The organism is uncultured Methanobrevibacter sp., from assembly GCF_902771435.1.
Taxonomy (GTDB): Archaea; Methanobacteriota; Methanobacteria; order Methanobacteriales; family Methanobacteriaceae; genus Methanocatella.
Genome location: NZ_CACXXB010000001.1, coordinates 41799 through 67206 on the forward strand (window position 1 = coordinate 41799; position 25408 = coordinate 67206).

General features: G+C 36.1%; 31 protein-coding genes. 13 read left to right on the top strand and 18 right to left on the bottom strand.

Annotated features, from left to right (window positions below; all coding sequences use genetic code 11):
* Positions 1-3 precede the first annotated feature (3 nt).
* Positions 4-1410, top strand: a complete 1407-nt coding sequence (gene recJ / locus QZU83_RS00230) for a single-stranded-DNA-specific exonuclease RecJ (protein ID WP_295608944.1) — start codon at positions 4-6, stop codon at positions 1408-1410.
* A gap of 60 nt (positions 1411-1470) precedes the next feature.
* The gene (locus tag QZU83_RS00235; protein WP_295609004.1) at positions 1471-2274 is read left to right on the top strand and encodes a winged helix-turn-helix transcriptional regulator; all 804 of its coding nucleotides are present in this window, start codon (positions 1471-1473) and stop codon (positions 2272-2274) included.
* Here QZU83_RS00235 and QZU83_RS00240 read toward each other — a convergent pair whose 3' ends face one another.
* Both QZU83_RS00240 and QZU83_RS00245 read right to left on the bottom strand, forming a co-directional pair.
* Positions 2275-3558, bottom strand: coding sequence for a DEAD/DEAH box helicase (locus tag QZU83_RS00240; RefSeq protein WP_295608945.1), 1284 nt, complete (start codon positions 3556-3558; stop codon positions 2275-2277).
* Positions 3559-3578: 20 nt separating this feature from the next.
* Positions 3579-4442, bottom strand: a complete 864-nt coding sequence (locus QZU83_RS00245; protein WP_295608946.1) for a radical SAM protein — start codon at positions 4440-4442, stop codon at positions 3579-3581.
* An 86-nt stretch (positions 4443-4528) separates the two neighbouring features.
* On the opposite strand from QZU83_RS00245, the gene QZU83_RS00250 reads away from it, so the two are divergent.
* On the top strand, positions 4529-5221 hold the full coding sequence (locus QZU83_RS00250; RefSeq protein ID WP_295608947.1) for a PD-(D/E)XK nuclease family protein: 693 nt from the start codon (positions 4529-4531) through the stop codon (positions 5219-5221).
* 2 nt (positions 5222-5223) lie between these two features.
* A complete protein-coding gene (locus QZU83_RS00255) occupies positions 5224-5691 on the top strand; it encodes a thermonuclease family protein (RefSeq protein ID WP_295608948.1) in 468 nt (155 codons plus the stop codon).
* Here the strand turns inward: QZU83_RS00255 and QZU83_RS00260 are convergent, their stop codons facing one another.
* From QZU83_RS00260 to QZU83_RS00290, 7 genes are all read right to left on the bottom strand, one after another.
* The gene (locus QZU83_RS00260; RefSeq protein ID WP_295608949.1) at positions 5692-6318 is read right to left on the bottom strand and encodes a hypothetical protein; all 627 of its coding nucleotides are present in this window, start codon (positions 6316-6318) and stop codon (positions 5692-5694) included.
* 29 nt (positions 6319-6347) lie between these two features.
* Positions 6348-6746 carry an RDD family protein gene (locus QZU83_RS00265; protein ID WP_295608950.1) on the bottom strand — a complete coding sequence of 133 codons (399 nt, stop codon included), beginning with the start codon at positions 6744-6746 and terminating at the stop codon, positions 6348-6350.
* Positions 6747-6755: 9 nt separating this feature from the next.
* Positions 6756-7775 (bottom strand): hydrogenase expression/formation protein HypE, encoded by a 1020-nt coding sequence (gene hypE, locus QZU83_RS00270; protein ID WP_295608951.1) that lies wholly within the window; start codon positions 7773-7775, stop codon positions 6756-6758.
* Positions 7776-7905: 130 nt separating this feature from the next.
* Entirely contained in the window at positions 7906-8280 is a 375-nt protein-coding gene (locus tag QZU83_RS00275; RefSeq protein ID WP_295608952.1) for a 30S ribosomal protein S8e, read from the bottom strand.
* Between the two features lie 192 nt (positions 8281-8472).
* Positions 8473-8706 carry a hypothetical protein gene (locus tag QZU83_RS00280; protein WP_295608953.1) on the bottom strand — a complete coding sequence of 78 codons (234 nt, stop codon included), beginning with the start codon at positions 8704-8706 and terminating at the stop codon, positions 8473-8475.
* 9 nt (positions 8707-8715) lie between these two features.
* Positions 8716-9000 (bottom strand): hypothetical protein, encoded by a 285-nt coding sequence (locus QZU83_RS00285; RefSeq protein WP_295608954.1) that lies wholly within the window; start codon positions 8998-9000, stop codon positions 8716-8718.
* Between the two features lie 166 nt (positions 9001-9166).
* Positions 9167-9514 (bottom strand): hypothetical protein, encoded by a 348-nt coding sequence (locus QZU83_RS00290; RefSeq protein ID WP_295608955.1) that lies wholly within the window; start codon positions 9512-9514, stop codon positions 9167-9169.
* Positions 9515-9703: 189 nt separating this feature from the next.
* Between QZU83_RS00290 and QZU83_RS00295 the strand changes: the two genes are divergently transcribed.
* The gene (locus tag QZU83_RS00295) at positions 9704-10387 is read left to right on the top strand and encodes a DNA polymerase domain-containing protein (RefSeq protein ID WP_295608956.1); all 684 of its coding nucleotides are present in this window, start codon (positions 9704-9706) and stop codon (positions 10385-10387) included.
* A gap of 39 nt (positions 10388-10426) precedes the next feature.
* A complete protein-coding gene (locus tag QZU83_RS00300) occupies positions 10427-11116 on the top strand; it encodes a TIGR02253 family HAD-type hydrolase (RefSeq protein ID WP_394350253.1) in 690 nt (229 codons plus the stop codon).
* 22 nt (positions 11117-11138) lie between these two features.
* Here the strand turns inward: QZU83_RS00300 and QZU83_RS00305 are convergent, their stop codons facing one another.
* Both QZU83_RS00305 and QZU83_RS00310 read right to left on the bottom strand, forming a co-directional pair.
* On the bottom strand, positions 11139-11912 hold the full coding sequence (locus QZU83_RS00305; protein ID WP_295608958.1) for an exodeoxyribonuclease III: 774 nt from the start codon (positions 11910-11912) through the stop codon (positions 11139-11141).
* The gene (locus QZU83_RS00310; RefSeq protein ID WP_295608959.1) at positions 11912-13453 is read right to left on the bottom strand and encodes a phenylalanine--tRNA ligase subunit alpha; all 1542 of its coding nucleotides are present in this window, start codon (positions 13451-13453) and stop codon (positions 11912-11914) included. The genes QZU83_RS00305 and QZU83_RS00310 overlap by 1 nt, the downstream gene beginning before the upstream one ends.
* Before the next feature lie 274 nt (positions 13454-13727).
* Between QZU83_RS00310 and QZU83_RS00315 the strand changes: the two genes are divergently transcribed.
* On the top strand, positions 13728-14048 hold the full coding sequence (locus QZU83_RS00315) for a hypothetical protein (RefSeq protein ID WP_295608960.1): 321 nt from the start codon (positions 13728-13730) through the stop codon (positions 14046-14048).
* A gap of 1 nt (position 14049) precedes the next feature.
* Positions 14050-14427 carry a DUF2283 domain-containing protein gene (locus QZU83_RS00320; RefSeq protein ID WP_295608961.1) on the top strand — a complete coding sequence of 126 codons (378 nt, stop codon included), beginning with the start codon at positions 14050-14052 and terminating at the stop codon, positions 14425-14427.
* 52 nt (positions 14428-14479) lie between these two features.
* Here the strand turns inward: QZU83_RS00320 and QZU83_RS00325 are convergent, their stop codons facing one another.
* Together QZU83_RS00325 and hemB are read right to left on the bottom strand one after the other, a co-directional pair.
* Entirely contained in the window at positions 14480-15358 is an 879-nt protein-coding gene (locus tag QZU83_RS00325) for a triphosphoribosyl-dephospho-CoA synthase (protein WP_295608962.1), read from the bottom strand.
* Complete coding sequence (gene hemB / locus QZU83_RS00330) at positions 15359-16360, bottom strand: porphobilinogen synthase (RefSeq protein ID WP_295608963.1); 1002 nt, start codon at positions 16358-16360, stop codon at positions 15359-15361. It abuts the gene before it with no gap.
* A 237-nt stretch (positions 16361-16597) separates the two neighbouring features.
* Between hemB and QZU83_RS00335 the strand changes: the two genes are divergently transcribed.
* The 3 genes from QZU83_RS00335 to aroC all read left to right on the top strand — a co-directional run bounded on the left by QZU83_RS00335 (position 16598) and on the right by aroC (position 18872).
* Positions 16598-16993, top strand: a complete 396-nt coding sequence (locus QZU83_RS00335; protein ID WP_295608964.1) for a DUF6932 family protein — start codon at positions 16598-16600, stop codon at positions 16991-16993.
* Between the two features lie 84 nt (positions 16994-17077).
* Entirely contained in the window at positions 17078-17728 is a 651-nt protein-coding gene (locus tag QZU83_RS00340; RefSeq protein ID WP_295608965.1) for a hypothetical protein, read from the top strand.
* A gap of 49 nt (positions 17729-17777) precedes the next feature.
* Positions 17778-18872 carry a chorismate synthase gene (gene aroC, locus QZU83_RS00345; RefSeq protein ID WP_295608966.1) on the top strand — a complete coding sequence of 365 codons (1095 nt, stop codon included), beginning with the start codon at positions 17778-17780 and terminating at the stop codon, positions 18870-18872.
* Here the strand turns inward: aroC and QZU83_RS00350 are convergent.
* Both QZU83_RS00350 and QZU83_RS00355 read right to left on the bottom strand, forming a co-directional pair.
* The gene (locus tag QZU83_RS00350; protein ID WP_295608967.1) at positions 18869-19792 is read right to left on the bottom strand and encodes an MBL fold metallo-hydrolase; all 924 of its coding nucleotides are present in this window, start codon (positions 19790-19792) and stop codon (positions 18869-18871) included. The genes aroC and QZU83_RS00350 overlap by 4 nt on opposite strands.
* Positions 19793-19804: 12 nt before the next feature.
* Positions 19805-20725 carry a DUF2121 domain-containing protein gene (locus tag QZU83_RS00355; protein ID WP_295608968.1) on the bottom strand — a complete coding sequence of 307 codons (921 nt, stop codon included), beginning with the start codon at positions 20723-20725 and terminating at the stop codon, positions 19805-19807.
* Positions 20726-21059: 334 nt separating this feature from the next.
* Here QZU83_RS00355 and acs point away from each other — a divergent pair, with 334 nt between their 5' ends.
* Complete coding sequence (acs, locus tag QZU83_RS00360; RefSeq protein ID WP_295608969.1) at positions 21060-23156, top strand: acetate--CoA ligase alpha subunit; 2097 nt, start codon at positions 21060-21062, stop codon at positions 23154-23156.
* Between the two features lie 58 nt (positions 23157-23214).
* Complete coding sequence (locus tag QZU83_RS00365; protein WP_295608970.1) at positions 23215-23550, top strand: hypothetical protein; 336 nt, start codon at positions 23215-23217, stop codon at positions 23548-23550.
* Between the two features lie 31 nt (positions 23551-23581).
* Here the strand turns inward: QZU83_RS00365 and QZU83_RS00370 are convergent, their stop codons facing one another.
* The 3 genes from QZU83_RS00370 to QZU83_RS00380 all read right to left on the bottom strand — a co-directional run bounded on the left by QZU83_RS00370 (position 23582) and on the right by QZU83_RS00380 (position 25399).
* The gene (locus QZU83_RS00370) at positions 23582-24553 is read right to left on the bottom strand and encodes an ABC transporter substrate-binding protein (RefSeq protein ID WP_295608971.1); all 972 of its coding nucleotides are present in this window, start codon (positions 24551-24553) and stop codon (positions 23582-23584) included.
* A gap of 179 nt (positions 24554-24732) precedes the next feature.
* Positions 24733-25233 carry a nuclease gene (locus tag QZU83_RS00375; protein WP_295608972.1) on the bottom strand — a complete coding sequence of 167 codons (501 nt, stop codon included), beginning with the start codon at positions 25231-25233 and terminating at the stop codon, positions 24733-24735.
* Entirely contained in the window at positions 25196-25399 is a 204-nt protein-coding gene (locus QZU83_RS00380) for a MoaD/ThiS family protein (RefSeq protein WP_295608973.1), read from the bottom strand. The genes QZU83_RS00375 and QZU83_RS00380 overlap by 38 nt, the downstream gene beginning before the upstream one ends.
* Positions 25400-25408 lie beyond the last annotated feature (9 nt).

Consider the following 25408-nt stretch of genomic DNA (forward strand, 5'->3'; position numbering starts at 1 on the left):
ACTATGCAAATACCACAATTAATGCAGGAACAATACCGTCAGGCAAAAGAAATTATTGAAAATTCCGAAGACATCAAGGTCTACTCACATATCGATTGTGACGGTATCTGTTCAGGCGCAATACTATCAACCATACTAGACAGACAAAACAAAGAGCATGAAATCGAATTCGTGAATCTGGATGTTCTCGATGACATTGAACTTACCCATGAACTTACCATCTTTTCGGATTTGGGTTCAGGCCAGCACATCGACACCAGGGCCCAGGAAGGCCAAAAGATTATAATACTTGACCACCACCCACCCCTAAGAGACCTGGACTATAATAAGGACAAGAACTACACATATCTTGAAATCAATCCAATACACCATGGAATCGACGGATCATATTACGTTTGCGGCGGAGGATTATGTTATTTTTTGGCTAAAGAGTTCGGATATGATGATTTAAGCTGGATTGGAGTTTTATCAGCCATAGGAGATATGCAGAATACTAAAACAGGCCATTTTGAAGGACTGAATGAAATCATCCAGCAGGATGCAATTGACGGAGGATATCTTCATGTCATCAAAAGCGACCTGAACATCTATGGAAGAAACACCCGTCCGCTGTTTGTAGCCCTTTCATATTTCAGCGATGTCAAACTGCCGATTACAAACAATACCACAGAAACAATGGCAATACTGGAAGAGCTCGGAATTGATGAAAAGCACAACCGCAAAACATTGAATGAACTGACAAACGAAGAGAAGGGGAAGCTTTTCAGATATCTCAGGGAAATGATAACCAAAGCCGTTCCCGGAAAATATGTAAGATACATTCCGCAACTCATCATCGGGGATGCATACACATTCCTGAAAGAGGATTCTGACAGCTTCCTGAGGGATGCCTCTGAGTTTTCAACAGCCATGAATGCATGCGGCAGAAACCATCAGGAAAAGATAGCTATGGAAGTTTTGAAGGGCGACAGATTTGTAGCGCTCGATGAACTTGAGGCCGTAAGCAAAGAGCATAAGCGCAATTTGGCTCAGGCTATCGAGAAAGTTGCAGGCAGTGATGAAACACACATCATCGAACTTGAAAACCTGCAGTACTTTGACGGCGACGGAATCAAACCTGAAATTGTCGGAACAGTAACCGGCATGATTTTAGGTTACTGCAATTGGAAAAAACCAATCATAGGATTTACACAAACCGACAGCGACGGAATAAAGGTTTCCCTAAGATGTTCCAGACTTCTTTCATATGAAGGAATCCATTTTGGGAACATTATACGTGAAGTTGCCTCCAAAGTCGGCGGAAGCGGTGGAGGACACTCCATGGCATGCGGTGCATACATCCCTACCGAAAATAAAAATGAGTTCATCAATATTTTCAATGAAAGCCTCAACGGTAAAATATCTAATTAGTTTATATATGAGTAAATTTATAAATATTAATTAATCAAGTATAATTGAGGAATGACTATGATGAAATCATTTAAAAAAAGGGGTGCACTTACACATTTTCAAATTTTGAGTGAAATCTCTAAGCAAGACCCGCACCTCAAACAAAAAGATTTGGCTAATAAATTGGGAATAACTATACAAGCAGTCTCTGAAAACATCAAAACATTAATAGAACAAGGTTATATTACTTCTAAAGACGGCAGATCACCTTATAAAATTACACAGGCTGGAATCGACAAAGTAAAAAAGGATGCAATAAGCCTAAGAAAATATTCTGATTCCGTTCTCGAAACAATGAACCATTATAAAACCATATGGCCCGCCATTGCAACAGAAGACCTTAAAAAAGACGATATTGTCGGATTGTTCATGGAAGATGGAGTTTTATATGCCCATAAAAAAGAGGAAAATGCAACCGGTATCGTATTAGATGACGCCGAAAAGGACATGGACGTTTCCTTAACAAACCTTACAGGACTTATCGATATGACTGTGGGTGAAGTAACCGTCATTAACCTCCCAACAATAAAAAATGGAGGATCTAAAGCTTGTGACTTGGATTTAATTAAAAATGTATACTCCAAAGGAACAAATTCCGGTGTAGAATTTGATAAGATTGCTGTAGCCGGTACTGTTGCACGTGCTGTTGTTAAAAAACTTGATTTACCTCTCGATATTGAATTTGCAGCTCCTCAAGCAACTGCAAATGCTGCACGTAAAGGCCTTAATGTACTTGCAATCTGTGTTGGTGAAATGAGCAAGGCATTTACCCGTGAACTTGAAAATGAAAAGATTAAATTTAACATTATTGACGGAGCTAAATAACTAATTTTCCCTTATTTTTTTTAATAAACCTGCAGCTATTTCCTCAGAGGTAATATCTGCAGAAGAATTATTTTTTACTGCTTTAACGTATTCTTGCAAGTTATCAGTTTTAATTGAATTTTTTACATCATCCAAAACCCGCTTGTTTTTGATATTTTCTATTTCTTCATCTGTTGGAATCTTCTTTTCAATTATTTTTCCTTTAGATTCCTTTTTAATATTGTTAAAGTTATGATTATCTTCCTTTGAAACTAAAGTAAATGCAAAACCGCTGCTTCCTGCCCTTGCGGTTCTCCCGATTCTGTGGATGTGGGCATCATGGTTTTGAGCCACGTCATAATTGATGATGAATTCCAAATCAGGAATGTCCAGACCTCTTGCGGCCACATCGGTTGCAACCAAATAGCGGACATTGCCGTTTCTGAATTTGTTCATTACCTTGTCCCTTACCTTCTGGGTCATGTCCCCGTGAAGGGCTTCGGCAGAATAGTCTCTTTTTTTAAGGTTTTTGAAAACAAAATCAACACCCTTTTTGGTGTTTGAAAAAATCAGAGCCTGAGAAATGTCATATGCCTCAATAATTCTTATCAAATCATCGAATTTGTGTTTATGATTGGTTCTGAATGAGTACTGTGTGATTTTTGGAACATTGCGCCTTTTATTGGATATCTTTATAAATTTAGGATTGTTCTGATAATTTTCTGCTATTTTTCTAATCTCGTCAGGTATTGTGGCTGAAAACATCAATGTCTGCTTTCTGTATCTTGTTTCATTTAATATTCGTTCAATATCATCCCTAAATCCCATGTCAAGCATTTCATCAGCTTCGTCCAAAACTACTCTCTCGATACCTGTCAAATCAAGATTATCACGTTCGACATGATCAATTACACGACCGGGAGTTCCGACAACTATGTGAACTCCTTTTTTCAGAACCCTTGTCTGTTTTCCTATCGGCTGCCCCCCATAGACTGCCAGAACCTTAAGTTTCTTAACCTTTGCTCCAACTTTTGAAATCTCATCTGCAACCTGAAGGCACAGCTCCCTTGTCGGACATAAAACAATTGCCTGAGGAGATTTGTCGTCTATAAAGATATTTTCAATGACAGGTATTGCAAATGCAACTGTTTTTCCGGAACCTGTTTGAGCCTGAGCGGTAATGTCAATGCCCCTTAATGCTTCCGGAATTGCCTTATTTTGAATTGGAGTCAAATCTGTAAAACCCATCTGACCAATGGCTTTTTTGACTTCATCTGAAATGTTTAAATCCTCAAATTTCATCATATTAATATTTAAAAAAATAGCTATATAATTAATTTGGTTTGGTATGAGTCCTGTGGAAAATCATGCAGATACCCGAATATTTCCTCCCACCGGTTCATAATGCCAGCTTCGTAAGTTCTTTTTTTAAAAATCTTCATAAGTTCCTTGTCATTTGGAGACGGAATCGAATAATCATTTCCGTACTCCCTAATATACCTATCCTTCAAACCAGGAAAGTGCTCATCGAGCTTTGAGTAGAAGTACTCGCGATTGCCGTCCCTGAGGGTAAGTCCCATCCCCTGGCACAGTATTCCCTTCACGTTCGTTTCAATGCAGCTGTCAATTATGGAGTTAATGTTATCCTCTGTATCGTTAATGTATGGAAGTATCGGACATAGCCAGACTACTGTTGGAATCCCGTTGTCGTTTAACGTTTTGAGGACTTCCACACGCCTTGAGGTCACACAGACATTGGGCTCCAGAATGCTGCACAGCTCATCATCTGCAGTTGTAAGAGTCATCTGGATAACAACTTTTGATTTCTCATTTATCCTTTTGAGAAGCTCCAGATCCCTAAGCACCAAATCGGATTTTGTAATGCATGTAAAACCAAAACCGTAATCATGAATCAGCTCAAGGGATTTTCTCACATATCTTAAATGCTTTTCAAGTGGCACGTACGGGTCTGTCATTGCACCTGTGCCTATCATTGATTTTGGCCTTCTCCTAAGTTCTTTTTTAAGAAGTTCCAGTGAATTTTCCTTGACTGCAATGTCTTCAAACTTATGGTCCATCCCATAGATTTTGCTTCTTGAATCACAGTATATGCATCCGTGAGTGCATCCCCTGTAAAGATTCATTCCGTTATTTTTGGAGAGAATTGATTTTGACGTTACATAATGCATGAAGTTAACTTTGAAAAAACCCCTATATAAAAAGGTGCCAAGAGCATTTGCAAAGTATTTACTATACGAATTACAAAGATAAAATTATGCAACAAAAAAACATTACCGAATACGGAAAGGAATATGAAATTAAAAACCATCCTGACATAAAAGGTGTTCAAATAATTGAAGGGAAAAACAATTTCCCCATTAGTTGGCTCAACAAACAAGGATATTGTGAATATCAGATATATCTCGAGAACATGAAAGGTATAGAAACACCGGCCACACCTGAAATGACACATGGAAGCGACATACACAACCAGCTTGAAAACATATTCAAGCAGGACGCAACCCCCGCAACATTTGAAGATGCAGTTGAAGCATCAAAAGAAACCGCATCAATGTCAAGGGAATGCTTTGTAGTTGCACCGGAATACGGAATAAGAGGATATATCGATGAAATATGGATGAAACCGGAAGAAATCGTAATAATCGATGACAAGCCCGGCCGCACACCATACCTGTCAACAATGAATCAGGTAAGGGCATATTGTCTTGCATTCAAAGACATGACCCATGACGACAGGCAGATTAAGGCGGCGCTGCGGGAACGTGGAACAGACAATCTCTTTTGGATTGAAATATTCACACCGGAAGTCGAAAAACAAATAAAATTCACAATAGACAGAATGCAGGGCCTTTTAGACGGTTCAAAACCATTCATTCCAACTAAAAATCCGAACAAATGCAGATCATGCAGATACAAACGTTACTGTGAACACTACAAAAGGGAATAGTCATGAACAAAAAGAAAATCTCAATAATCCTTTTAATAATATTTTTAATAACTATAGGCCTGACAATAGCCAACCTGTTTTTGGAGGAATCAAACAGCGTTGAAAAGAAAAATGGAACACTTACAATCGGAAATAAAACAGTGAACTATGATAATGCCGGAAAATGCGTTGATGTGATTGACGGAAATACCATCCAGGTCCACGGCGTCGGAAAGGTTCAGCTGACACAGGTAAAAACACCACAGTCAAACGAGTCAGGATACAGCGATGCTAAAAAATTTGTTGAAGACAAATGTCTTGGAAAAACAGTTTACTTAAATATTGACGACAAGCAGCCTCAGGACAGGTATGGCCGCACATTGGCTGTCGTATATACAGATACGGATGACATTAACAGGGAACTGATTGAAAACAAACTGGCGGAAATATCCTATTTCGAGCCAAGCGAGTTTAAAAAGGGTGAAATATAATCAAACAACCCTATTTAAACCTAAATAAATCTTATTTTTCTTATAAACCTTATCCAAAATGGAATTCCATTCTTCCACACTGATGTGGCCCTTGTTAGGAATCAGGCTGTCCAGTGATGATTCATTTAAATTTAAAATATCCGCCAAAACATATGATAAAGTCCTTCCGGTCAAAGACAAATCATAGGGGTCATAACCTGTTACGGCCAAAACCCACATGTTATCGGTTGATGAACTATTATATTCCTGCCTCAGGGCATCGAACCAGCTGGCCACTTTGGCATAATCACTACCGATGGAAATATAATAATCCTCTCCGGAAAATTCGATATTACTGCATGCTCGCTCTATCTTTTCTGTAAGCTCTGGAGAGTCCAAATCAAGATCATATTCGTTGTTTGTGATTGTATCCGACAAGTACTTCTCAATTTCCTTTATGTTTTTGAAATACCCGATGGGCTCCAGCCTGTCGGGGTCCCTGTCACACAAATCATAAATCAAATCCTCATCGACATCACAAATCTCATATCCTTCCAATTTATGGGACTTGTACTCTTTAAAGTCAATGCAATAATTCTCCAAATCCTCTTTATTTAAATACCACAGTACTTGAACTTTTTTTATCATAATGCTCGAAATAATATCAAATATTCTGATTAGATTGAATTTACTACAACTGTTTTAGTAATGTTTGCAAATAATCTATCACTATTCATAAATCTGCCAATGGCCCAGTCAAAGATTATAGGAATCCAGTAAATTTTGGTTAAGTTACGTACTATTGATTGTGCCCAGTTAATGTAGGCACCGTTTCTGGACCTAACTTCCAAATACATTAATGCCTTACCTATTGTTGCTCCTCTTGTTTTTTCAAGGAATACAAAATAAACAAATCCTAAAATAGGAACAAAGTAAGGTAAAATACCGTATACACCCATAATGTCTATAGGACCAATAATTAGAGATAACAAATAGGATATAATCCACATAACAGCTGAAACAACAAAGAAATCAATTACATATGCAATTATTCTTCTTGAAAAAACACTTGCCATTTTATCACCTTAACAAACCCTAGGAACCGGATCAGCAATAGGTGCCTCAAGGATTCTTTCACCACCTATTGGAGTATTGATCACGACATAATCTCCTTCTACAACTTCTCCAATTATTGCGGCATTTTCACCATATTTTTCACTGCGAATAGCTTCAAGGACCTCTTCAGCCTTATCGGCTTTAACGCCCATGACCACTTTACCTTCGTTAGCTACTTCAAATGGGTCAATGCCCAACATTTCTGATACTGCATGAACTTCTTCACGTATTGGAATTGCTTCCTGTTCCAGAACAACTCCAACACCCGCTTTAGAAGCCATTTCATTAATAGCATTGGCAAAACCGCCTCTGGTCGGATCCTTCATGGCTGTAACTCCCCCTACATCCAAAGCCTTTTCAATGATGTTCCACATTGGAGCCACATCAGATTTCAAATCTGTTTCAAATCCAAATCCTTCCCTGAATGACATCAAGCTCATTCCGTGGTCGCCTAAACTGCCAGTAACTATGATTTTGTCACCAACCTGCAGAGTTGAATCACGAATTACCTCTCCTTTTTTGGCAATTCCAATTCCTGTAGTTACCATTACAATGCCGTCAAGCTTATCCTGAGGCATTACTTTTGTATCTCCTGTAACTACAGCCACATCTACTTCCTCACAGGTCGCATTTAATGATTTCATGATTTTATCCAAATCATCTATTGGAAATCCTTCCTGCATAATAATTGCATTAGAAATAGCCAATGGACGAGCTCCCATTACAGAAACATCATTGATAGTTCCTGCAGCTGAAATCCTACCAATATCTCCTCCAGGGAAGAATAACGGATCAATAGTATGGCCGTCTGTGGTTACAACAATTTCCCAATCCCCTAAAGGAATAGAAGCTCCGTCATCTAATGCATCTAAACTAATACCACCATTTACGCTTTTTTTGGTGATATTATCTAATACGGTACTGGCTATCAAATTTGCCATTACTTCTCCGCCAGCACCATGATTCATACTAATCTTATCATCTGACATTATATCTCCTAAATAAATTATCATTATATGGTATGTTAAAACAAGTATATAATTATTAGTTAATTATTAAAAAAAGTTGTTAAAAAAAATGTGAATAAAAGAAAAAAAAGAGAAAATTTAAGTATTAAACTTAAATCAATACACCGTTGATAACACCGTGTTGACCCGGTCTTGAAGTAACTTTTGCATTACCTTCAGGGGTTTCTACAATAGCACCTTTGGTAATGATGTTCCTTCTTACGTAGTTAGGGTTTGCGGTGTTTTCGATTACACCAAGAATATCTAAAACTTGAGTTTTACCGTTTGCATCGGTAACGTTGATTTTATTACCTGTAGCTAATCTGAGTTTTTCGTTTCCGCCACGGGTTCTGATTTTTCTTAATTTTTTTTCATCTAATCTAGTTTCTGCAGGATCTCTTCCTAATTCAGATTTCCTTTTTCCACGGTTTGCAACATTTCTTGCACCAGATGGACTTCTTGTTGATTTTCCTTGAGAAATTGCCATTATTTCACCTAATAAATATAATTAATAATATAATAATCGCAGTCAATAAGTCTCTTTTCAATTAGAGCTATCTGCAAGATAATTATAGCCTAATTTTTGAGAGCAAAAAAGAGCCTTAAAGAATAATGATAATAAAATATTACTTTATCATTATATATAAATGTTTTATTTTTCGGCAAAAAATAGTGAAAATCAGGATTTATTTTTTAAAATAAAATCATCGACCAGTTTGTCGAAATCCTCTTCGGAGAGGTTTTCATCGGAAGCTGCCTTGAGTATCTTTTGAATTTCCTCTTCGGGAACGTCATCTCCAAGCAGGTCTATGAGGAGATCCCTCAATTCACCATCGTCAATGTAAGCTTCACCGTTTTCAGACATCCTGTGTGGTTCCTCATCATCAAAAACATAATATGGAACTTCTTCCATTTTCATCACCTAATCAAAATCCGGAAATTCGTAATATACGATTTCATAAGGGTCATCATCAAAATACCATTCATTAGGTTCAATCATTTCATCTTCATCTTCCAATATGAAATCATCATCTTCCTCGTCGGCACCTTCAACCTGGATAACAATATTAACATCTTCACCCAAAGATTCCAAATCAATTCCCAATTCATCCAAATCTATTTCCAATTCGCCATCCTGCATTGCATCTTCCGGGACTACAATGACAATTTCCTCAACCGAATTAATGTCAATATCTTGATTTTGCAAATTATCTTCCTCCTAAAATAGGATTTGAATTAAATTCAATAAGTTATATTATTCAATAAGTAGTATTTAAAGATTTGAGTCTGTAAAATTTTTAGAAATCGGCTTAAATAAAATAGGCCTATAAAATTTTACAGACTCAAAGATTTAAAAAAAAATAGGAAGTAACTTAATAGTTACTGTCCATTTCAAAACTGATTTTTGGAATTCCGAACTTGTTTTTGCACCTGACTGAGCATATCTTCAGGTTTTCAATAAACATTGTGAAGCATAGGCAGATGCTGTCACAGTCAATGCCTATCTTAACGTTGGAATTTTCCAGAATATTTTTGGAGATGTCGAATACCTCGGATGCATTGTCAACCAGTACGGAAGCGGGCATATTGTCCTTATCAATTGATAGGAAGATGCCCTCTGAAATGCTGTAATCCGCACAGTATCCATTTTTACCATCTATTTTGCCAACGAACGTATCGTTTATCTCATCATAACTTGATATCAATCTTTCTTTTTCCATGTTATCAACCTCACATATACTTTAAACCATATAACATATTTAAATTATCCAAGAGCATTTGATGAGTAATATTTGAGATTTTTAAGGTAAATAAGGTTGTTTTAGAGCAATAAAATTGAAATTATTTGGAGAAATTGATTGGAAAACAAATATTAAGAGGATGCAATATAATAATTAACAGGTGAAAAATTGGTTACGGAAACCCCAGAACAGTTGGCCCTTGAAGCTGAAATTAAAGAGCAGGCCCAAAAATTTATAACATATCTCAATTCGACCCTTCCGGAAAGCATGGAACTCGAATACGAAGGATTTTACAGAAGAGGATTTTTTGTAAGCAAAAAAAGATATGCAGTTATTGAAGACGGTGAAATCATAGCAAAAGGTCTGGAATTGGTTAGAAGAGACTGGGCGCCAATCGTTAAAAAAACCCAGGAAGAGGTTTTGATGGCCATCCTGAAAGAGGGTGATTCGGACAAAGCCATAAAAGCCGTCAAGAAAGTTTTAAAAAGAATTAAAAATGGTGATGTTGACAACAAGGAACTAATCATACACACTCAAATCACCAAACCTCTCGACCAGTACAAACAGGTCGGACCCCACGTTGTTGCCGCAAGAAAAATAGAGGAGCACGGCATTAAAGTGACAAGGGGAACCATCATCCAATATATAATCGTAAAGGGAAAGGGTTCAATCAGCCAGAGGGCAGTACCTTACGAATACAGTGAGGGTTATGCATATGACAAGGACTATTACATCAACAATCAGCTGATTCCTGCGGTTGAAAGAATCATGTATGCATTCGGATATACAAAAACCGACCTAGAGGACCTCGCACGTGGAGAGGTCCAGCAGAGTTTGGACGCATATTTCTAAAAATTTAAATATTCATAAAATTAAAAATAGATTCATATGATGAACAATGATGACCGTGTAGTTTTTTTCGATATAGATGGAACATTGCTTGATACCAGTAATTTCGCTGAAACTGCAAGAAAGGCAGCTATTGGAATAATGGTCGACAACGGACTTCCTTTGGATAAAGATGAAGCATACGGTGTTTTGAAAACCATAATCCGTGAAAAAGGATCCAATTACGGCAAACACTTTAACGTGCTTACACAGGTTGTTCTCGGCCACGAGGATCCGATGCTTGTTGCACTTGGAATGACAACATACCACAATGTGAAAATGGCTCTTTTAAGACCTTTTCCGGAAACAATTGACACATTAATCTATCTTAAAAGTCAGGGATATCGTTTAGCCGTTATCTCAAACGGAATCACCATTAAACAATGGGAAAAGCTCATCAGACTTAACATCAACTCCTTTTTCGATGCAGTAATAACATCCGAGGAAGTTGGAAAGGAAAAACCTAATAAACTGATTTATGATGTTGCCCTTAGAAAGATGAATGGAAATCCTGAAAAATCCTTAATGATAGGAAACAAATTTAAAGCAGACGCATTAGGTGCAGTCAATGCAGGATTAGGTGCAATCTTAGTAAATTCCGACATTACCGAAGAAGACAGAGCATACATAAAAAAAGAAAAATTAGACATTACAATAGTTGATAATATTGGTGATATAAATACTATTTTATAAATCACCAAAAATTACTTATTTTTTAAAAATCAAGTTCCAGAGTTACTGGACAGTGGTCTGAACCATAGATATCCGCTAAAATTTTTGCAGACTTTACTTTATCTTTGATTTCTTCATTTACAAAGAAATAATCAAGTCGCCAGCCGGAATTCCTTTCGCGTGCCTTGAATCTGTAGCTCCACCATGTAAAGTTACCTTCACCTTCATCAAACATTCTGAAAGTATCTACAAAACCTGCCTCTTCAAGTTCATCCAGCCATGCACGCTCTTCTGGAAGATAACCTGATTTTCCTTCACAGTTTTTGGGATTGTAAACATCTACCGGATTGTGGGCAATATTATAATCTCCTGTGATGACCAGATTCTTTCCTTCATTTTTAAGCTCAACCAATTGATTGAGAAGTTCATTGCAGAACTGAACTTTAAAATCAAGTCTTGAACCCTCCTTTCCACTGTTCGGGAAATAAATATTGAATAAAATAAAATCGGGATACTCAATTTTTAAAACCCTGCCTTCATTGTCTAGCTCTTCAACGCCAAGACCCATGGTAACGCTTACGGGTTCTATTTTGGAGTATGTTCCAACTCCGCTGTATCCCTTCTTTTCAGCTTCATTGTAAAACTTGTGAAACTCATCAATTTCAGCCAATTTCTTAGGAATCTGTTCCTGAGTAGCTCTTACTTCCTGAAAATTAATGATATCTGAATCATCATCTTCAAACCAGCTCCAAAAATCTTCTTTTTTTGAAACTGCTCTAATTCCATTTACGTTCCAAGAAACCAGCTTGATTGACACTATAATCTAACTCCTTGATCAATAGGCAGTTCACGAAGCCATTTGAGGTCACTTTTGTAAAGCATACGGATGTCTTCCACATCATATCTAATCATTGCCAGCCTTTCAATTCCCATACCGAAAGCCAATGCTGGCTGGTTGATTCCGAGAGGCTTCAATACTTCTGGCCTGAACATTCCTGCTCCTCCAAGTTCAATCCAGCTTCCCTTTTCCTCAAGATAGATTTCACTTTCTGTGGACAGGTATGTGTAAGGGAAATAGGCAGGTCTGAATCTAACTTCAAAACCTAATTTTTTATAGAACTCCTTCAAAGTACCTAAAAGATTTTGATAGCTAATGCCTTCACCGCATACAAGCCCTTCCACCTGATGAAATTCAGGCAGGTGTTTGTAATCGAAAGTTTCTCTTCTGAATACTCTTCCAACGGAAAACATTTTTATTGGAGGCTCATGTTCAAACAGGTGTTTAGTAGATATTCCTGTTGTATGGGTTCTTAAAACACTTTGGCGAGCAATATCTTCACTCCAATCATATTGCCAGCCGATTGAACCTGTATCTGCACCGGTTTCATGAGTTTCAGCTGTGAGTTTTACCAAATCCATGTCAGGCAAATCACATGTCAAAGGATTTTTCAAATAGAATGTGTCCTGCATTTCACGGGCAGCGTGGTCCTGTGGCTGGAAGAGTGAGTCAAAGTTCCAGAATGCTGATTCAACATATTCCCCATTGTCCTCTGAAAATCCCATGTTCAAAAAGATTTCTCTTATCTCGTCAATGATTACCCTTAACGGATGTTTTTTACCTGCAAAAACAACAGGTGCCTCGGCATTTATATCATAAGGACGGTATTCAAGGCTTTTCCATTCACCATCCTTTAAGTGCTCATGAGTTAATTGAGTTGCTTGTTCTTTAATCTCAAAACCGTGTTTAAGTATTTCTTCACCTTTAGGCAATATTGTAAAAGAATGTGAGGTTTCTTTTTTAATATTTAAAATATTTTTTCTGCCCGCAAGCTTTTTAACACCATTCATCAAATCATCAGTGAATAGCTTAACACCATCAGCATTTGCCTTAAGATAATCCAATGTTTCCTCATCTAAATCCATTTTGGATGCGAAACCTTTTCCCAAATCTGTGATGTTGACTACACCCTTGTCTATTTGAGCCCAGTTTTTACGGCGCAGCCATCCGATAGCAATATTGGTTTCCTTTTTGTCCACACCGGTTTCATCAGCCAAATCTTTCATACCAATACTGTCTTTTTTAGCTAAAACGTCCAATATTCTACGTTCCGGAAGTCCTTTTTCAGCATATTCCCTTCCTGCATCGGTTAATGAATAAACTTCTTTAACATCCTTGTGCATTTCAATAATGTCTTTTGATGCAAGAGAGCCCGCTGCACTCATTACAGATTTAATGTCCATGCCAGTATTTTCAGCTATAACTTCTGGAGTAGCATCAGGATTAGCTTCCAGTTCTTTTAAAAGTTTCTTTTCGTAAATATGCAATTCACTAATGGTTTTTTCAATATCCTCACTCATTTAAACACCATAATTTAAGATTAATAATATTATAATATATGTTTCAAGTGATTTATAAATATAATGTAAAATTTAAAAAAAGGTAATGAAATTAAAAAAATACTGGAAATCTAAAAAGATTTAATGTGAATCTACACAATTTCCCATTTATTATTACTAATTTTATAAAAAGTAATACTTATATAGTAGAAGAAACTATATACTATTTGATATTACCAAAAAATCATCCCATATTTGATTAATATCTTTTAAAAACTAATTAAAAGTGATATATTTGATAGATTACAATATTCAAGAGGCACAGAATATAATTCAAAACTATAATCCTAATTTGCTACGATTTGACAAACATATTTTCAGGAACTGGTTTGAAAGAGGATATACTCACCAATATATTGCAAAATGCCTATTTGAAAAAATTCCCCTGGGAATTAACAAAACAACAGAAAATCGTTTTAAATTAATCTATTCTCATGAAAAAAATAAGAACATGGATTTATATATTATAATCGAAATAGATGATTATAGAAACATCACAGTTATAACAGCATATGCCTTTGACAAAAGAAGAAGAGAAAGAAATGTAGAGAGATAACATGAATAAAGAAAATTCATATGAAGTAGAATACATGTATGACGAATCAGCAGACATACTAGGAATTAAAGTTACACGAGATTTCACATATCATGAAACAATAGAATTAGATGAAGGATTGCTGCTTGATTTTGATGAAGATAATGTACCCACCGCTCTTGAAATGCATGATGCATCCAAAAGATTAAATGTTTCAAAAAATAGCTTAAAAAAAATAATCTTTTGTAAAATGAAAGTTATCGTCGATACAAAATCCATCAGCATTAATGCTATTTTTGGCGTGAAAAACCACAACAAAGAAAACAAACACGAATTGGAATCATTTACCAGCAACAACTATAACATTCCCAATATGGAAACTAACTTAGTCACCATTTAAATTTTAAAAGAAATAATAACAAGAAATCTAAGCGATTTCCTGATTAAAATACCTAATCAAAATTTGATTTCAAATAGCTTACAAAAATGGATGCTGCTGTCAAATCGGCAGTGGTTCCCGGATTATATTTATTATTGAATAGATAATCATCAAATTCCTTGAGTCTTTCGCCGAAATCATCCGCATCTTTTAAGTTAAGCAAATCCCTTGTCATCAGTGATATTTTCATAGCCTCATCTGAGCCGTATTTTCTTGAAATCAGTGTGTCCGGAACATGAGATAGGATCGTTAGAAATGTTAGTACACAAGCGTCATTTTTAGATTTTTCTTGCCTGAGCTTGTGATAGGTAGGATATCCTATTTCAAAAACGGCAGGCATATCTGAAGTCATTTCACGGGCCAGCATATCCCAAGGGGCGGATATTTTTAAAACATCATACATTGTCTGACCGTTTTGCCTGAGTTCATTTTTGGCATTGTCACTTGCCACATCGTATTCGTCCTGATCGCCCATTCCACCGGCATCCGCAATGTTGATTGCATCATACAAATCACATGCATCGTCAACAGATGTGTTTGACATTAACACTTTAACATTTTCCCTTACATCATCAAATGAGTCGCTGATAGCCGCTGCAACTGCAATCGGTGTTGTCATCATCACAATTCCCAGGTTGGTGTTGTTTTTAATCCACCTGTCGGTTTCGGCTACTGCCTGCAGGATGTATTTGCCCAGTTTTGGATTTTCTATATCCACATCACTGCATGCTTCACGTATGGTATCTCCTATTACAATACCACTTATTACAAAGTCTTCGAATTCCATATCATCATAGTCACGGGTTCTGTGGACATTTCCAGGTTTCGGATATCCACTTACCTCAAGTGCTGATGCTATTTGTGCGATTTTTGCTATTTCGTTTGCATCCATTTATATCAACTCGTTTAAAAGCAAGTATGGTGCAAAGTTAGTGATAATTAAGTCTGCTCCGGCCCTTTTGATTGAAAGCAGGGCCTCCAAGATTGCACGTTCTGTTAAAAATCCTTTCTCAATTGCCGCCATAAGCATTGAATATTCTCCGCTAACATTATAAGCAACCAAAGGAAGCATGAATTCATCTCTTACCATACGGACAACATCAAGGTAGGGAAGTGCAGGTTTTACCATCAGGAAGTCACATCCTTCAATAACGTCAAGTTCACATTCACGGATTGCCTCCACTGCATTTGCAGGATCCATCTGATAGGATTTTCTGTCTCCTGCATGAGGTGATGAGCAGGCCGCTACCCTGAACGGTTCGTAGAATGCTGATGCATACTTGGCGGAATATGACATGATCATAACATTGTAAAAACCGTTTTCATCCAAGGTTTCCCTTATTGCCTTAACCCTACCGTCCATCATGTCTGAAGGAGCTACAATATCAGCGCCCGCCTGTGCATGGGACAGAGCCACTTTTGCAATAATCGGCAGAGATTCGTCATTCAATATTTCAATTCCATCATCAGTATCTTCGTTTTCAACTATCATTCCACAATGTCCATGAGAAGTGTACTGGCATAAACATACGTCAGTGATTACAACAAGGTTTGTTTCTTTTTTAAGCCTTCTTACAGCCTTTTGAACAATGCCTGTTGCTGAGTAGTCGGGAGTGGCTATTTCATCTTTGGTATCTTCCAGAGGTATTCCAAAAACAATTATTGATTTTAAACCTTTAGCTTCGAGCTGTTTTGCAAATTCGACACCAGCATCCAAAGAGTATCTGAATTCCCCAGGAAGTGATGAAATCTCTTCTTTTTCCATATCTTTAAGTTCCTCTTTAAAATAAATCGGATAAATCAAATCTTCCTTATCCAATTTAGTTTCACGTACAATATCTCTTATTTTAGCATTTTTTCTTAATCTTCTCATTCTTGTTGTTGGAAATTGCATAATTATCACTAAATAATAATTTTGATTTAAGATTATATAAAACTGATATATTATCCGAACTTTGAAAAATTGATTTAAATTTGTAAAATTGTCATGAGCTCGAAAAATTGATTTAACCTTGTAATTAATCTTAAATGGATTTGGAAAGGAATTAGAAGATGATTTGGAAAAAAATATTTATATATTGTAGGTTAAATAATAATTCACAGACGTCTGTTAAATTTTTAAGTGATGATTATGAAACATGAAAAATTTAATGGATTTGACAAAAACGGATATCTTCCCCACGGAATATATCCTATGACTTATAAAGAATTTAAAAGAATATTCGGTGAAAATTCTGCAAAACGAAAAGAAATTTTAAAAGTATACGAAAAATTTATGCTTGAAATTAAAAATACAGGATATTTTCTTAATCATTGGATTGATGGCAGTTTTGTTTCAAAAAAAGAAAACCCTAAAGATATTGACACTTTGACTGAATTTGATGGTGAAAAAGTAGATGCAAATAAAGACACATTAAGAATTGATTATTTGGTTTACAATTCCAAATCAAAACAAATGGATTATGCCATTCTTGGAGAGTTTACCGTTACCCAGAATCTGATAAAGAAAAATATGATGTATATTTAACTGTCAAATTTAGGATTCTGAATGAATTATTCGGCACCGATAAGAACAATATCCCCAAAGGCATAGTGCATTTAAGGTGATATGATGAGATTTGAAACCATTGAAGATTATGATAATTATCTAAATGACATAAAAAAAGATTTGGATAAAATAGACCACTATCTAAAAGAACACCCCGAATCATTAGGAACCAGAGGAAATTATATGACCCTTAAACACCTTTATGACATTTATGCAAACAATAGATTGGAATTTATTCAAAAATTGGGAGAAATTAATTTAAAATTGGAAGGAAAAGAATTAAATCATCCATTACCCTTAAAAAATATGTATTTATTGGGCAATAAATTCAATAATACTAAAAATTCAACAATGAATCTTTTAGAAGGGAATTCTATTAGTGATGAGGATTTACTCATTGAAGAAATTTCAAAAGGTTCCTACAACATCAAATTTTCATTTCCAAACCCTACTGAAGAAGATGTGAAAAGAACCTCACTGCGAAAAAAAGCTCTGCTGAAAATTTTTGATTTAATTTACTGTGGAGATAACATTGAAAAATTAAAAAAACAAACAGGGCCTACTGGTAAAGAAGTATTGATAAATTATAAAGAATTTATCGGAGAAATTATTAAAAATAAAGCAGATTTTACCATTGACACTGAAAAAGGAAATGTTAAAGCTAACTTAACTCTCGAACAATGCCAAAATATTTATGAAAATTTAAACATTTAAAAAGTTTAAAATACAAACATTAGACCAATTGCAAAAAAAGAGGCCAAATATGTCAAATTCAATTGGAGAAAAATTTAGAATAACAAGTTTTGGAGCAAGCCACGGCAAGGCCGTTGGTGCTGTTGTTGACGGATGTCCGGCAAATCTTGAATTAAGTGCAGAAGACATTCAAAAGGAATTGGATAAACGAAAACCAGGAACAAGCAGTGTTACAACACCTAGAAAAGAGGCAGATGAAGTTCAAATATTATCCGGAATCTTTGAAGGAAAAACTGATGGAACACCAATTGCAGGAGTTATCTATAACAAAAACCAGCACTCCAAAGATTATTCCATGTTTAAAAATACTCCACGCCCATCCCATGGGGACTTCGGATGGATGATGAAATACGGCAACTATGACTATAACGGAGGAGGTCGTGGAAGCGGCAGAGTAACCATCGGCCATGTAATCGGAGGAGCAATAGCTAAAAAGCTCTTAAAAACCCAAAACATTGAAATAATTTCTCACGTAGTTCAAATTGGAGACATTAAAGCAGAGCCTCAAGATTTTAATGCGATGAAAGAGAATATTGAAAAAAATCCTGTAAGATGTGGCGATTTGGATGCTGCAGAAAAAATGGAAGAACTGATTTTAGCAAAAAAACAGGAAGGAGATTCTGTAGGTGGAATCGTGGAAACCATTGCCGTTGGAGTTCCACAGGGTCTTGGAGAGCCTGTTTTTGAAAGACTTGACGGTGATCTTGCAAGAATCCTAATGAATATCGGAGCTGTTAAAGGAGTTGAAATTGGCCTTGGATTTGACGTTGCAAACCATACCGGCTCTGAGATTAACGACGAATACCAAATCGAAAACGGTGAAATTACTACAAAAACAAATAACTCCGGAGGAATTATCGGAGGCATGAGCAATGGGATGCCTATAATTTCAAGAATTGCAGTTAAACCTACACCATCCATTTCCAAATGTCAAAATTCAATCGATTTGGAGACTATGGAAAATAAAAAAATAGAAATTAAGGGAAGACATGACCCCTGCATCTGTCCTAGAGTGACAGTGGTGGCTGAATCCAGTACTGCAATAGTTCTTACAGACCATATGATTCGCTCAGGATTCATTCATCCTACCAATTTGAAGCATTAACGTTTTTTCATGAATGAAACTTCATCAAATTCATTGTGCTTAAATGCAAGCTGATAGGAGTTTCTTCTCTCATTATTAAACATTTTATGATTTGTACTGTGGCTTGGTGAATCAATATCCTTCAGAGAGATTAACCTGAATCTTTTCGGATTATTGTAATTCACATTAAATGACAAACCGTCAAATGCCGCAATGGTTTTAACGCCAGTCTGTTTTGAAATCTTTTTGGCTTCGGTAACCGGATTGTTTGAAATCATTTTAAGACCCAAATGTGTCATCACAGCAACCTTCGGGTTTACCTCATTAATCAAATCAATGAAATTGCGGGTGCACATGTGGCCGTTTATCGGTCTGTTGCCAGGTCTTAACACGCTGGCTATCAATATGTCCGCACCTTTATGGTCTTTTCCCATATCGTCAAAGTAACCTGTATCTGAAGTGTATGAGACCTTAAATCCCCTGTAGTCTATTTGAAAGCCGCAGCCTGTAGGGTCGCCATGTTCAGTTTTGGTTCCATTGATTTTTATATTGTTTAAACGGCTTTCCTTACCAGGCTCCAAAATAAGCTTATCTGATTTTGACTGGTGGTATGATGAAATGCACGGACCCCATTTTTCAAAGCCTTTCAAGACACTTTCACTTCCGACAATTGTACCGAAACTGCGAGTCATTCCTCTTGTCATTGCCTCTATGAGGATTTCCGCATCATTATAATGGTCAGTGTGGGCATGAGTTACAAAAACACCACTTAGATTACGGGGATCAAAACCAAACTGATAAGTCCTGATTAAAGCTCCAGGACCCGGATCTATATGATAATTCTTTCCTCCCAAATTATCAATCCGGAACCCTCCGGTCATTCTTCGTTGTGAAATGGCAGAAAACCTTCCGCCACCACTACCTAAAAATGTTATTTTCATTTAAATCCCCAATCATAATGAACATAATATTATATCACAAGTGAGAGTGGACTTATCCTTCTTAAGGCATAAATCTTCATTTTCAATGACAACCTTATCCCCTATCTTCACATTATCGGATTCAGTGAACATCAATACATTCTGGCCTGGACCTGCAAGCTGTTTCCAATTACTATCCATTGCCTGTGTTTTATCGTTTAATTGGACATATAACATGTTTCCATCAATTGAAACAACCCTGCCCACTTCACCTTTGTCAATGATTTTACTTGCATTCTCAATTGCAATATTCTGTTGAACAAGTTTTTCTGTTAAATCCTGCCTGAATTTGACCAATACCTTAATATCATTATCAATAGTAATGTTAAGGTGTTTTTGAGCTTGCGAAGGATTGAATTGAGGCTGTTGAATTAAAGTATCGAACTTATCACCGACAGTAGGGGTTTTAGATGAAACTTCTGCCAAAATCTGTTCAAACACCTCACCCATATATTTAAGGCTTTGGGAAGCTTTCCATTTCTTTTGTATGAGATCTTGGGCCAATTGTTTGGCATAATTGTTTCCGAACAGGACTATGCCTTTTTCACCTGCCTGACGTGACTTTTGCTCGGAACCTAACAGTTCAACAATCTGATAACCGTTAGTTGTTCCATAGATTCTCCTTCGTTTGGTTTCAAAAGTTCCTTTGGTACTTACTTCACCTCTAACTGTATTTCCAATTATTTTTAATTTGCTTGCATCATCAGTAATTTTAATGGAAATACCCAACTCCTTGGCACGTTTTGAAAACTCGTCATCACTAGAAATAATTCCATCATATAATTCTTTTTCTAACTGCGCTAAATTTTCTTTATCACCGAAATATCCTATCTTTCTTTTATCTCCAGTCATTACACATCCTTTTTTTCCAATGTAAGCGATTATTAAGCTCATAATATCCCCTAAATCAGATATTTTAATTTATCTAAAATATCAAAAATTTATTATTTGAATATATTTATATTTATCATGTTTTAAATAGTTTAAGAAAAAGTATAATTTAAAAAAAAATATTTTTTTTAATAAAATAACATTTAAACATTTTTAAAATATATAAAAAAGAATAAACAGCTATTGAAATTATATAATAAGAAACCAGAATGATGTTTAAACAACATATTTAAATATTTAATATAACAAATATTATATCATTAGTAATTGTTAATTATTTATCATTATAAATTATGATGATTTTAATGCAATTATAAATCTATAAGGAGAAAAACTTATGAAAGATCTCAATAAAATGTTTAAACCTGAATCTGTGGCTGTAATTGGTGCTTCCAATACCCCAGGAAAAGTAGGATACATTATTGTTGACAACCTTATCAATGACGGGTTTGAAGGCGAAATATATCCTGTAAATCCAAAAGGTGGAGAGATTTTAGGAAAACAAGCATACGCAAATATTAAAGACGTACCGGGAAAAGTAGATTTAGCAATAATTACAATTCCATCCGTATTTGTAAATACCGCCGTTAAAGAATGTGGTGAAGTCGGCGTTGAAAATATGGTAGTTATTACCGCCGGTTTCAAAGAAATTGGTGGAGAAGGAGCTAAATTAGAAGCTGAATTAACTGCTCTCGGTGAAGAATATGGTATAAACATTATTGGACCAAACAGTTTAGGAATAACCGACTCCCATACTCCATTAAACGGATCATTTTCACAAATGATGCCACCAACAGGAAACATGGCATTCATTTCACAAAGTGGAGCTATGATGGTAGCTATCATCGATTGGAGTGTAACTTCCGGTATCGGATTCAGTAAAGTAATCAGTTTAGGTAACAAAGCCGGAGTAAGCGAAATTGAATTATTGCAATATCTGGCAGAGGATGATGAAACCAATGTTATCATCTGTTATCTGGAATCCATTTCTGATGATGAAGACTTTGTAAGAACAATGAGGGAAACCGCTCACAAAAAACCTATTATTGTGCTTAAATCAGGTTCCTCCTCAGCAGGTGCTGAAGCAGCATCCTCACACACAGGAGCTCTTGCAGGAAGTGACTTGGCATTTGATACCGCATTCAGACAATCCGGAATCATGCGTGTAGAAACCATGGCGGAATTATTCGACTTAGGTTTAGCATTCTCCAAAGCACCGCTTCCAAGAGGAGACAATGTGGCCATCATTACCAATGCAGGTGGTGGAGGAGTACTTACCGTAGACGCTATGGAAAAAGCAGGTCTGCAACTTGTTCAGTTTGACGAAGAAACAACTGCTAAATTAAAAGAATGCGTTACCGAAGAGGGAAGTGCTAAAAACCCTATTGATGTATTAGGAGATGCACCTGTAAGCAGATACAAAGAATCCTTAGAAATCGTATTAAGTCAGGATGAAGTTGACAGTTTAATCATTATGGTTTGTCCAACCGCATCTGCAGACCCTGACGGAATTGCAAACGCAATCCTGGAAGAAAGAAAAGAATTTGACAAACCTATTATTGTTGTTAACATGGGAGGACCATCATTTGAAGCAGCAAACGAAGCTTTAAGAGAAAATGGAGTTCCAACCTATGTATTCCCAGAAACTGCAGTAACCGCACTTGAAGCAATGACAAGATATGCAAGACTGGAAAGCAGAGAATATGACGATGTCATTGAAAAAATCGATGATGTGGACAAAGATGCTGTACAGGCAATATTCGACAAAGTTAAAGCTGACGGCAGAGACACATTACTCGGTAGTGAAGCATATGCAGTAGCCGAAGCATACGGAATTTCCGCAGCACCAATCAAATTATCAACAAGTGCTGATGAAGCAGCAGAACTTGCTGAAGAAATGGAATTCCCAGTTGTACTCAAAATCGCATCAGATAAAATTTTACACAAATCCGACATCGGCGGTGTAAAAGTAGGAATAAGCAGTGCTGAAGAAGCAAAAGCAACATTCGATGAAATCATTGCAAATGCGAAAGCTGCACATCCAGACATTGTTCCTGATGGTGTTGAAGTCCAAAAAATGATGGATTCCGGAGAGGAAGTCATTGTTGGAATGATTAGAGACAAACAATTCGGACCAATGATTGCATTCGGTATGGGTGGAATCTATGTAAACCTCATCGAAGATGTTTCATTCAACCTTGCAAAAGGAATGAGCTCTCAGGAAATTGATGAACAAATTGCATCAACCAAAGTATCCAAATTACTTGAAGGATACAGAGGAGAAGCACCTTGCGATGTGGAAGAAGTCAAAGAAGCTATTAAAAGAGTAGCCAGATTGACCTTAGACTTCCCAGAAATATCCGAGCTTGACATCAACCCGATTTTCGTTTACGAAGAAGGTTCAAGCGCACTCGATATTAAAATCAAATTATAATTTCTCATCTGAGAAATTTCTCTCTTTTTTTTATTTTTAAAAATTCTCACGTGATACCATGAATGGTGAGCCTGACTTTGAACTCTACACTGTTTCTTTAATACGGCTCAATACTGCCTTTGAAAAACTAGAGGCTGATGAAAAAGAAGCCCTGGAAATGATTAAAAAAAGCAGTGACGATTTTGAAGAGCTCTACAAGGACATCTTGAATGATCTGGAAAAAGACGAGATACTTATCGCAGACTATTACTCATTTTTTGAAAACGGAAAAACAGTATTTCCAATGTATATTAACGCATTGAGAGAACTGGACATCAATGATGAAAGTGTTGACAGTCTGATTAATACATTTACAAATTTAAATAAGATTGCACAGGCATTTGATAGAAATTAGTTAAAAAAGAAAAAATAAAAGCATAGTTAAACTATGCTTCCCAGTATAAGTCTTTTTGGTCTACGGTCTTGTTTAAAATACCGATGTCGACTTCAAGTTTTTGGAATGCATCTACATCTGCTTTGAAACTATTATCAAGTCCGGAAATGAATGGGAAACTTTCTAATGATTTAGCTTCTAAATCAGCATTAGATACTATGTCTTTAGGTAATAATTTAACTACTGCGCTAGCATTACCATTTTTAACATTATCATTGATGAATTTAGTTGCATTTGCATGAATTGCGATAATGTCTTTTACAGTATCGTTATGGTTTTTGATAAAGTCATCGGATGCGACAACAACACAACATGGGTGGTTTGGTAACATACCTGATGAATTTTCTAAAACAACATTTCCACTATCATTTGCTGCAATAGATACATAAGGTTGGAAAGTAATAATTCCGTCAATTTGTTTTGTTTTTAAAGCGTCATTCATTGAAGGTACTTTCATAGCTGAAACGTTTAAATCTTTGGTTGATAAATTGTTTTGTTTCAAGTAGTATGAAAGCAATACGTATTGAATTGAAGCTTCACCAGGGGTTGCAATGGATTTACCTTTTAAGTCAGCTGCAGAAGTGATTCCGGATTCATTGGTTACAACAATTCCACTACCTTCAGTTTGAGCGGATGAAACAACCTTTACAGGAACGCCTTTAGCAACAGAAGATAAAACAGGTGCAATTCCTACATATCCAACATCGACTTCACCACTGGCCATAGCGGTCATTAGGTCTCCACCGTTGTTGAATTGTACAAGTTCAGTAGTAATGTTTTTTTCGGCATATTTACCTTGAGCATCAGCAACGAATAATGCTGCATCGTGGTCAGATGGCAAATATCCTATTTTTACAGTGTTGTCTCCCCCTCCTAAAAAGTCAAAGAGACCTGCACTGGCTGAACCCATTACTAAAAATGCAGCAAGTGCCAACACTAAAACAAAAGTTATCTTTTTATTCATTTTATATTCACCGTTAATTAATTTAAATTAATTACAATTATTAATATTACAGATATAATATAAATATATTATTTAAATTAACAATTGTTATATTTGAATCCCCAATATATGCTATTTTATTAAACATATTTAAAGTTATCTAAAAATATTTCAAACATCATTTCACATGGCTGAGAAAACTAATCCTCTTCGACAACATCACATGGCTTTACCCAATCCTGGCCATCTACAAGAGTTTCAATTGCATCCACAATACAATGAGGATTCCATCCAACAACTGCATCCGCCTTTTCCTCCAGTTCCTTTAAGATGAATTCCATACCGAAAAAACGAATAAGAAGTATAGGAACATCAAATTCCTTGGATTTATTAATCAGCTCATCGAATAACTCCTGATTGTTATGATAAAGGCCAAACAGCAATACGATTACATCAATCTCATTAAACAGATCATCAGTCAAATCGTCATCCTCTGTATTATATTCCATATATGAAAAATCAGTTTGACTGTCGATTCTCTCCTTGTAAAACCCATACTGGTCATCGGGATCATTTCCCTTAGTAATTAATAGCTTATAAACTCTTTTTTCGTTATTTTCATCTGACAAGAAATCATCCTCCAATTTTATGATATTGACTGAATTATCCTCCGTAAATAATCTGAACCAATTTGATTTCATCACCGTCGTTTATTACGCTTTCCTCAAGGGTCAGTTCGCCGTTTTGCTTTGCAACTATTGTCTGTGCGGACAATTCCAGCTCATTTAACAAATCATTTATTGTATAATTTTCATTTTTTAATTCCCTATTTTCATCAATATCCTTAAATTTTAAATTAAAACTCATATTATCACT

Excerpts from the sequence above, each read along its gene's own strand:
- QZU83_RS00260 (WP_295608949.1), bottom strand. The coding sequence starts at position 6,318 with ATGATAAAAAAAGTTCAAGTACTGTGGTATTTAAATAAAGAGGATTTG.
- QZU83_RS00370 (WP_295608971.1), bottom strand. The coding sequence starts at position 24,553 with ATGAATAAAAAGATAACTTTTGTTTTAGTGTTGGCACTTGCTGCATTT.
- QZU83_RS00375 (WP_295608972.1), bottom strand. The coding sequence starts at position 25,233 with ATGAAATCAAATTGGTTCAGATTATTTACGGAGGATAATTCAGTCAAT.
- hypE (WP_295608951.1), bottom strand. The coding sequence starts at position 7,775 with ATGTCAGATGATAAGATTAGTATGAATCATGGTGCTGGCGGAGAAGTA.
- QZU83_RS00365 (WP_295608970.1), top strand. The coding sequence starts at position 23,215 with ATGAATGGTGAGCCTGACTTTGAACTCTACACTGTTTCTTTAATACGG.
- QZU83_RS00335 (WP_295608964.1), top strand. The coding sequence starts at position 16,598 with ATGAAACATGAAAAATTTAATGGATTTGACAAAAACGGATATCTTCCC.
- hemB (WP_295608963.1), bottom strand. The coding sequence starts at position 16,360 with ATGCAATTTCCAACAACAAGAATGAGAAGATTAAGAAAAAATGCTAAA.
- QZU83_RS00280 (WP_295608953.1), bottom strand. The coding sequence starts at position 8,706 with ATGGAAGAAGTTCCATATTATGTTTTTGATGATGAGGAACCACACAGG.
- QZU83_RS00235 (WP_295609004.1), top strand. The coding sequence starts at position 1,471 with ATGAAATCATTTAAAAAAAGGGGTGCACTTACACATTTTCAAATTTTG.
- aroC (WP_295608966.1), top strand. The coding sequence starts at position 17,778 with ATGTCAAATTCAATTGGAGAAAAATTTAGAATAACAAGTTTTGGAGCA.
- QZU83_RS00310 (WP_295608959.1), bottom strand. The coding sequence starts at position 13,453 with ATGAGTGAGGATATTGAAAAAACCATTAGTGAATTGCATATTTACGAA.
- QZU83_RS00350 (WP_295608967.1), bottom strand. The coding sequence starts at position 19,792 with ATGAAAATAACATTTTTAGGTAGTGGTGGCGGAAGGTTTTCTGCCATT.
- QZU83_RS00250 (WP_295608947.1), top strand. The coding sequence starts at position 4,529 with ATGCAACAAAAAAACATTACCGAATACGGAAAGGAATATGAAATTAAA.
- QZU83_RS00265 (WP_295608950.1), bottom strand. The coding sequence starts at position 6,746 with ATGGCAAGTGTTTTTTCAAGAAGAATAATTGCATATGTAATTGATTTC.
- recJ (WP_295608944.1), top strand. The coding sequence starts at position 4 with ATGCAAATACCACAATTAATGCAGGAACAATACCGTCAGGCAAAAGAA.
- acs (WP_295608969.1), top strand. The coding sequence starts at position 21,060 with ATGAAAGATCTCAATAAAATGTTTAAACCTGAATCTGTGGCTGTAATT.
- QZU83_RS00300 (WP_394350253.1), top strand. The coding sequence starts at position 10,427 with ATGAACAATGATGACCGTGTAGTTTTTTTCGATATAGATGGAACATTG.
- QZU83_RS00240 (WP_295608945.1), bottom strand. The coding sequence starts at position 3,558 with ATGATGAAATTTGAGGATTTAAACATTTCAGATGAAGTCAAAAAAGCC.
- QZU83_RS00325 (WP_295608962.1), bottom strand. The coding sequence starts at position 15,358 with ATGGATGCAAACGAAATAGCAAAAATCGCACAAATAGCATCAGCACTT.
- QZU83_RS00355 (WP_295608968.1), bottom strand. The coding sequence starts at position 20,725 with ATGAGCTTAATAATCGCTTACATTGGAAAAAAAGGATGTGTAATGACT.
- QZU83_RS00320 (WP_295608961.1), top strand. The coding sequence starts at position 14,050 with ATGAATAAAGAAAATTCATATGAAGTAGAATACATGTATGACGAATCA.
- QZU83_RS00380 (WP_295608973.1), bottom strand. The coding sequence starts at position 25,399 with ATGAGTTTTAATTTAAAATTTAAGGATATTGATGAAAATAGGGAATTA.
- QZU83_RS00255 (WP_295608948.1), top strand. The coding sequence starts at position 5,224 with ATGAACAAAAAGAAAATCTCAATAATCCTTTTAATAATATTTTTAATA.
- QZU83_RS00290 (WP_295608955.1), bottom strand. The coding sequence starts at position 9,514 with ATGGAAAAAGAAAGATTGATATCAAGTTATGATGAGATAAACGATACG.
- QZU83_RS00245 (WP_295608946.1), bottom strand. The coding sequence starts at position 4,442 with ATGCATTATGTAACGTCAAAATCAATTCTCTCCAAAAATAACGGAATG.
- QZU83_RS00275 (WP_295608952.1), bottom strand. The coding sequence starts at position 8,280 with ATGGCAATTTCTCAAGGAAAATCAACAAGAAGTCCATCTGGTGCAAGA.
- QZU83_RS00340 (WP_295608965.1), top strand. The coding sequence starts at position 17,078 with ATGAGATTTGAAACCATTGAAGATTATGATAATTATCTAAATGACATA.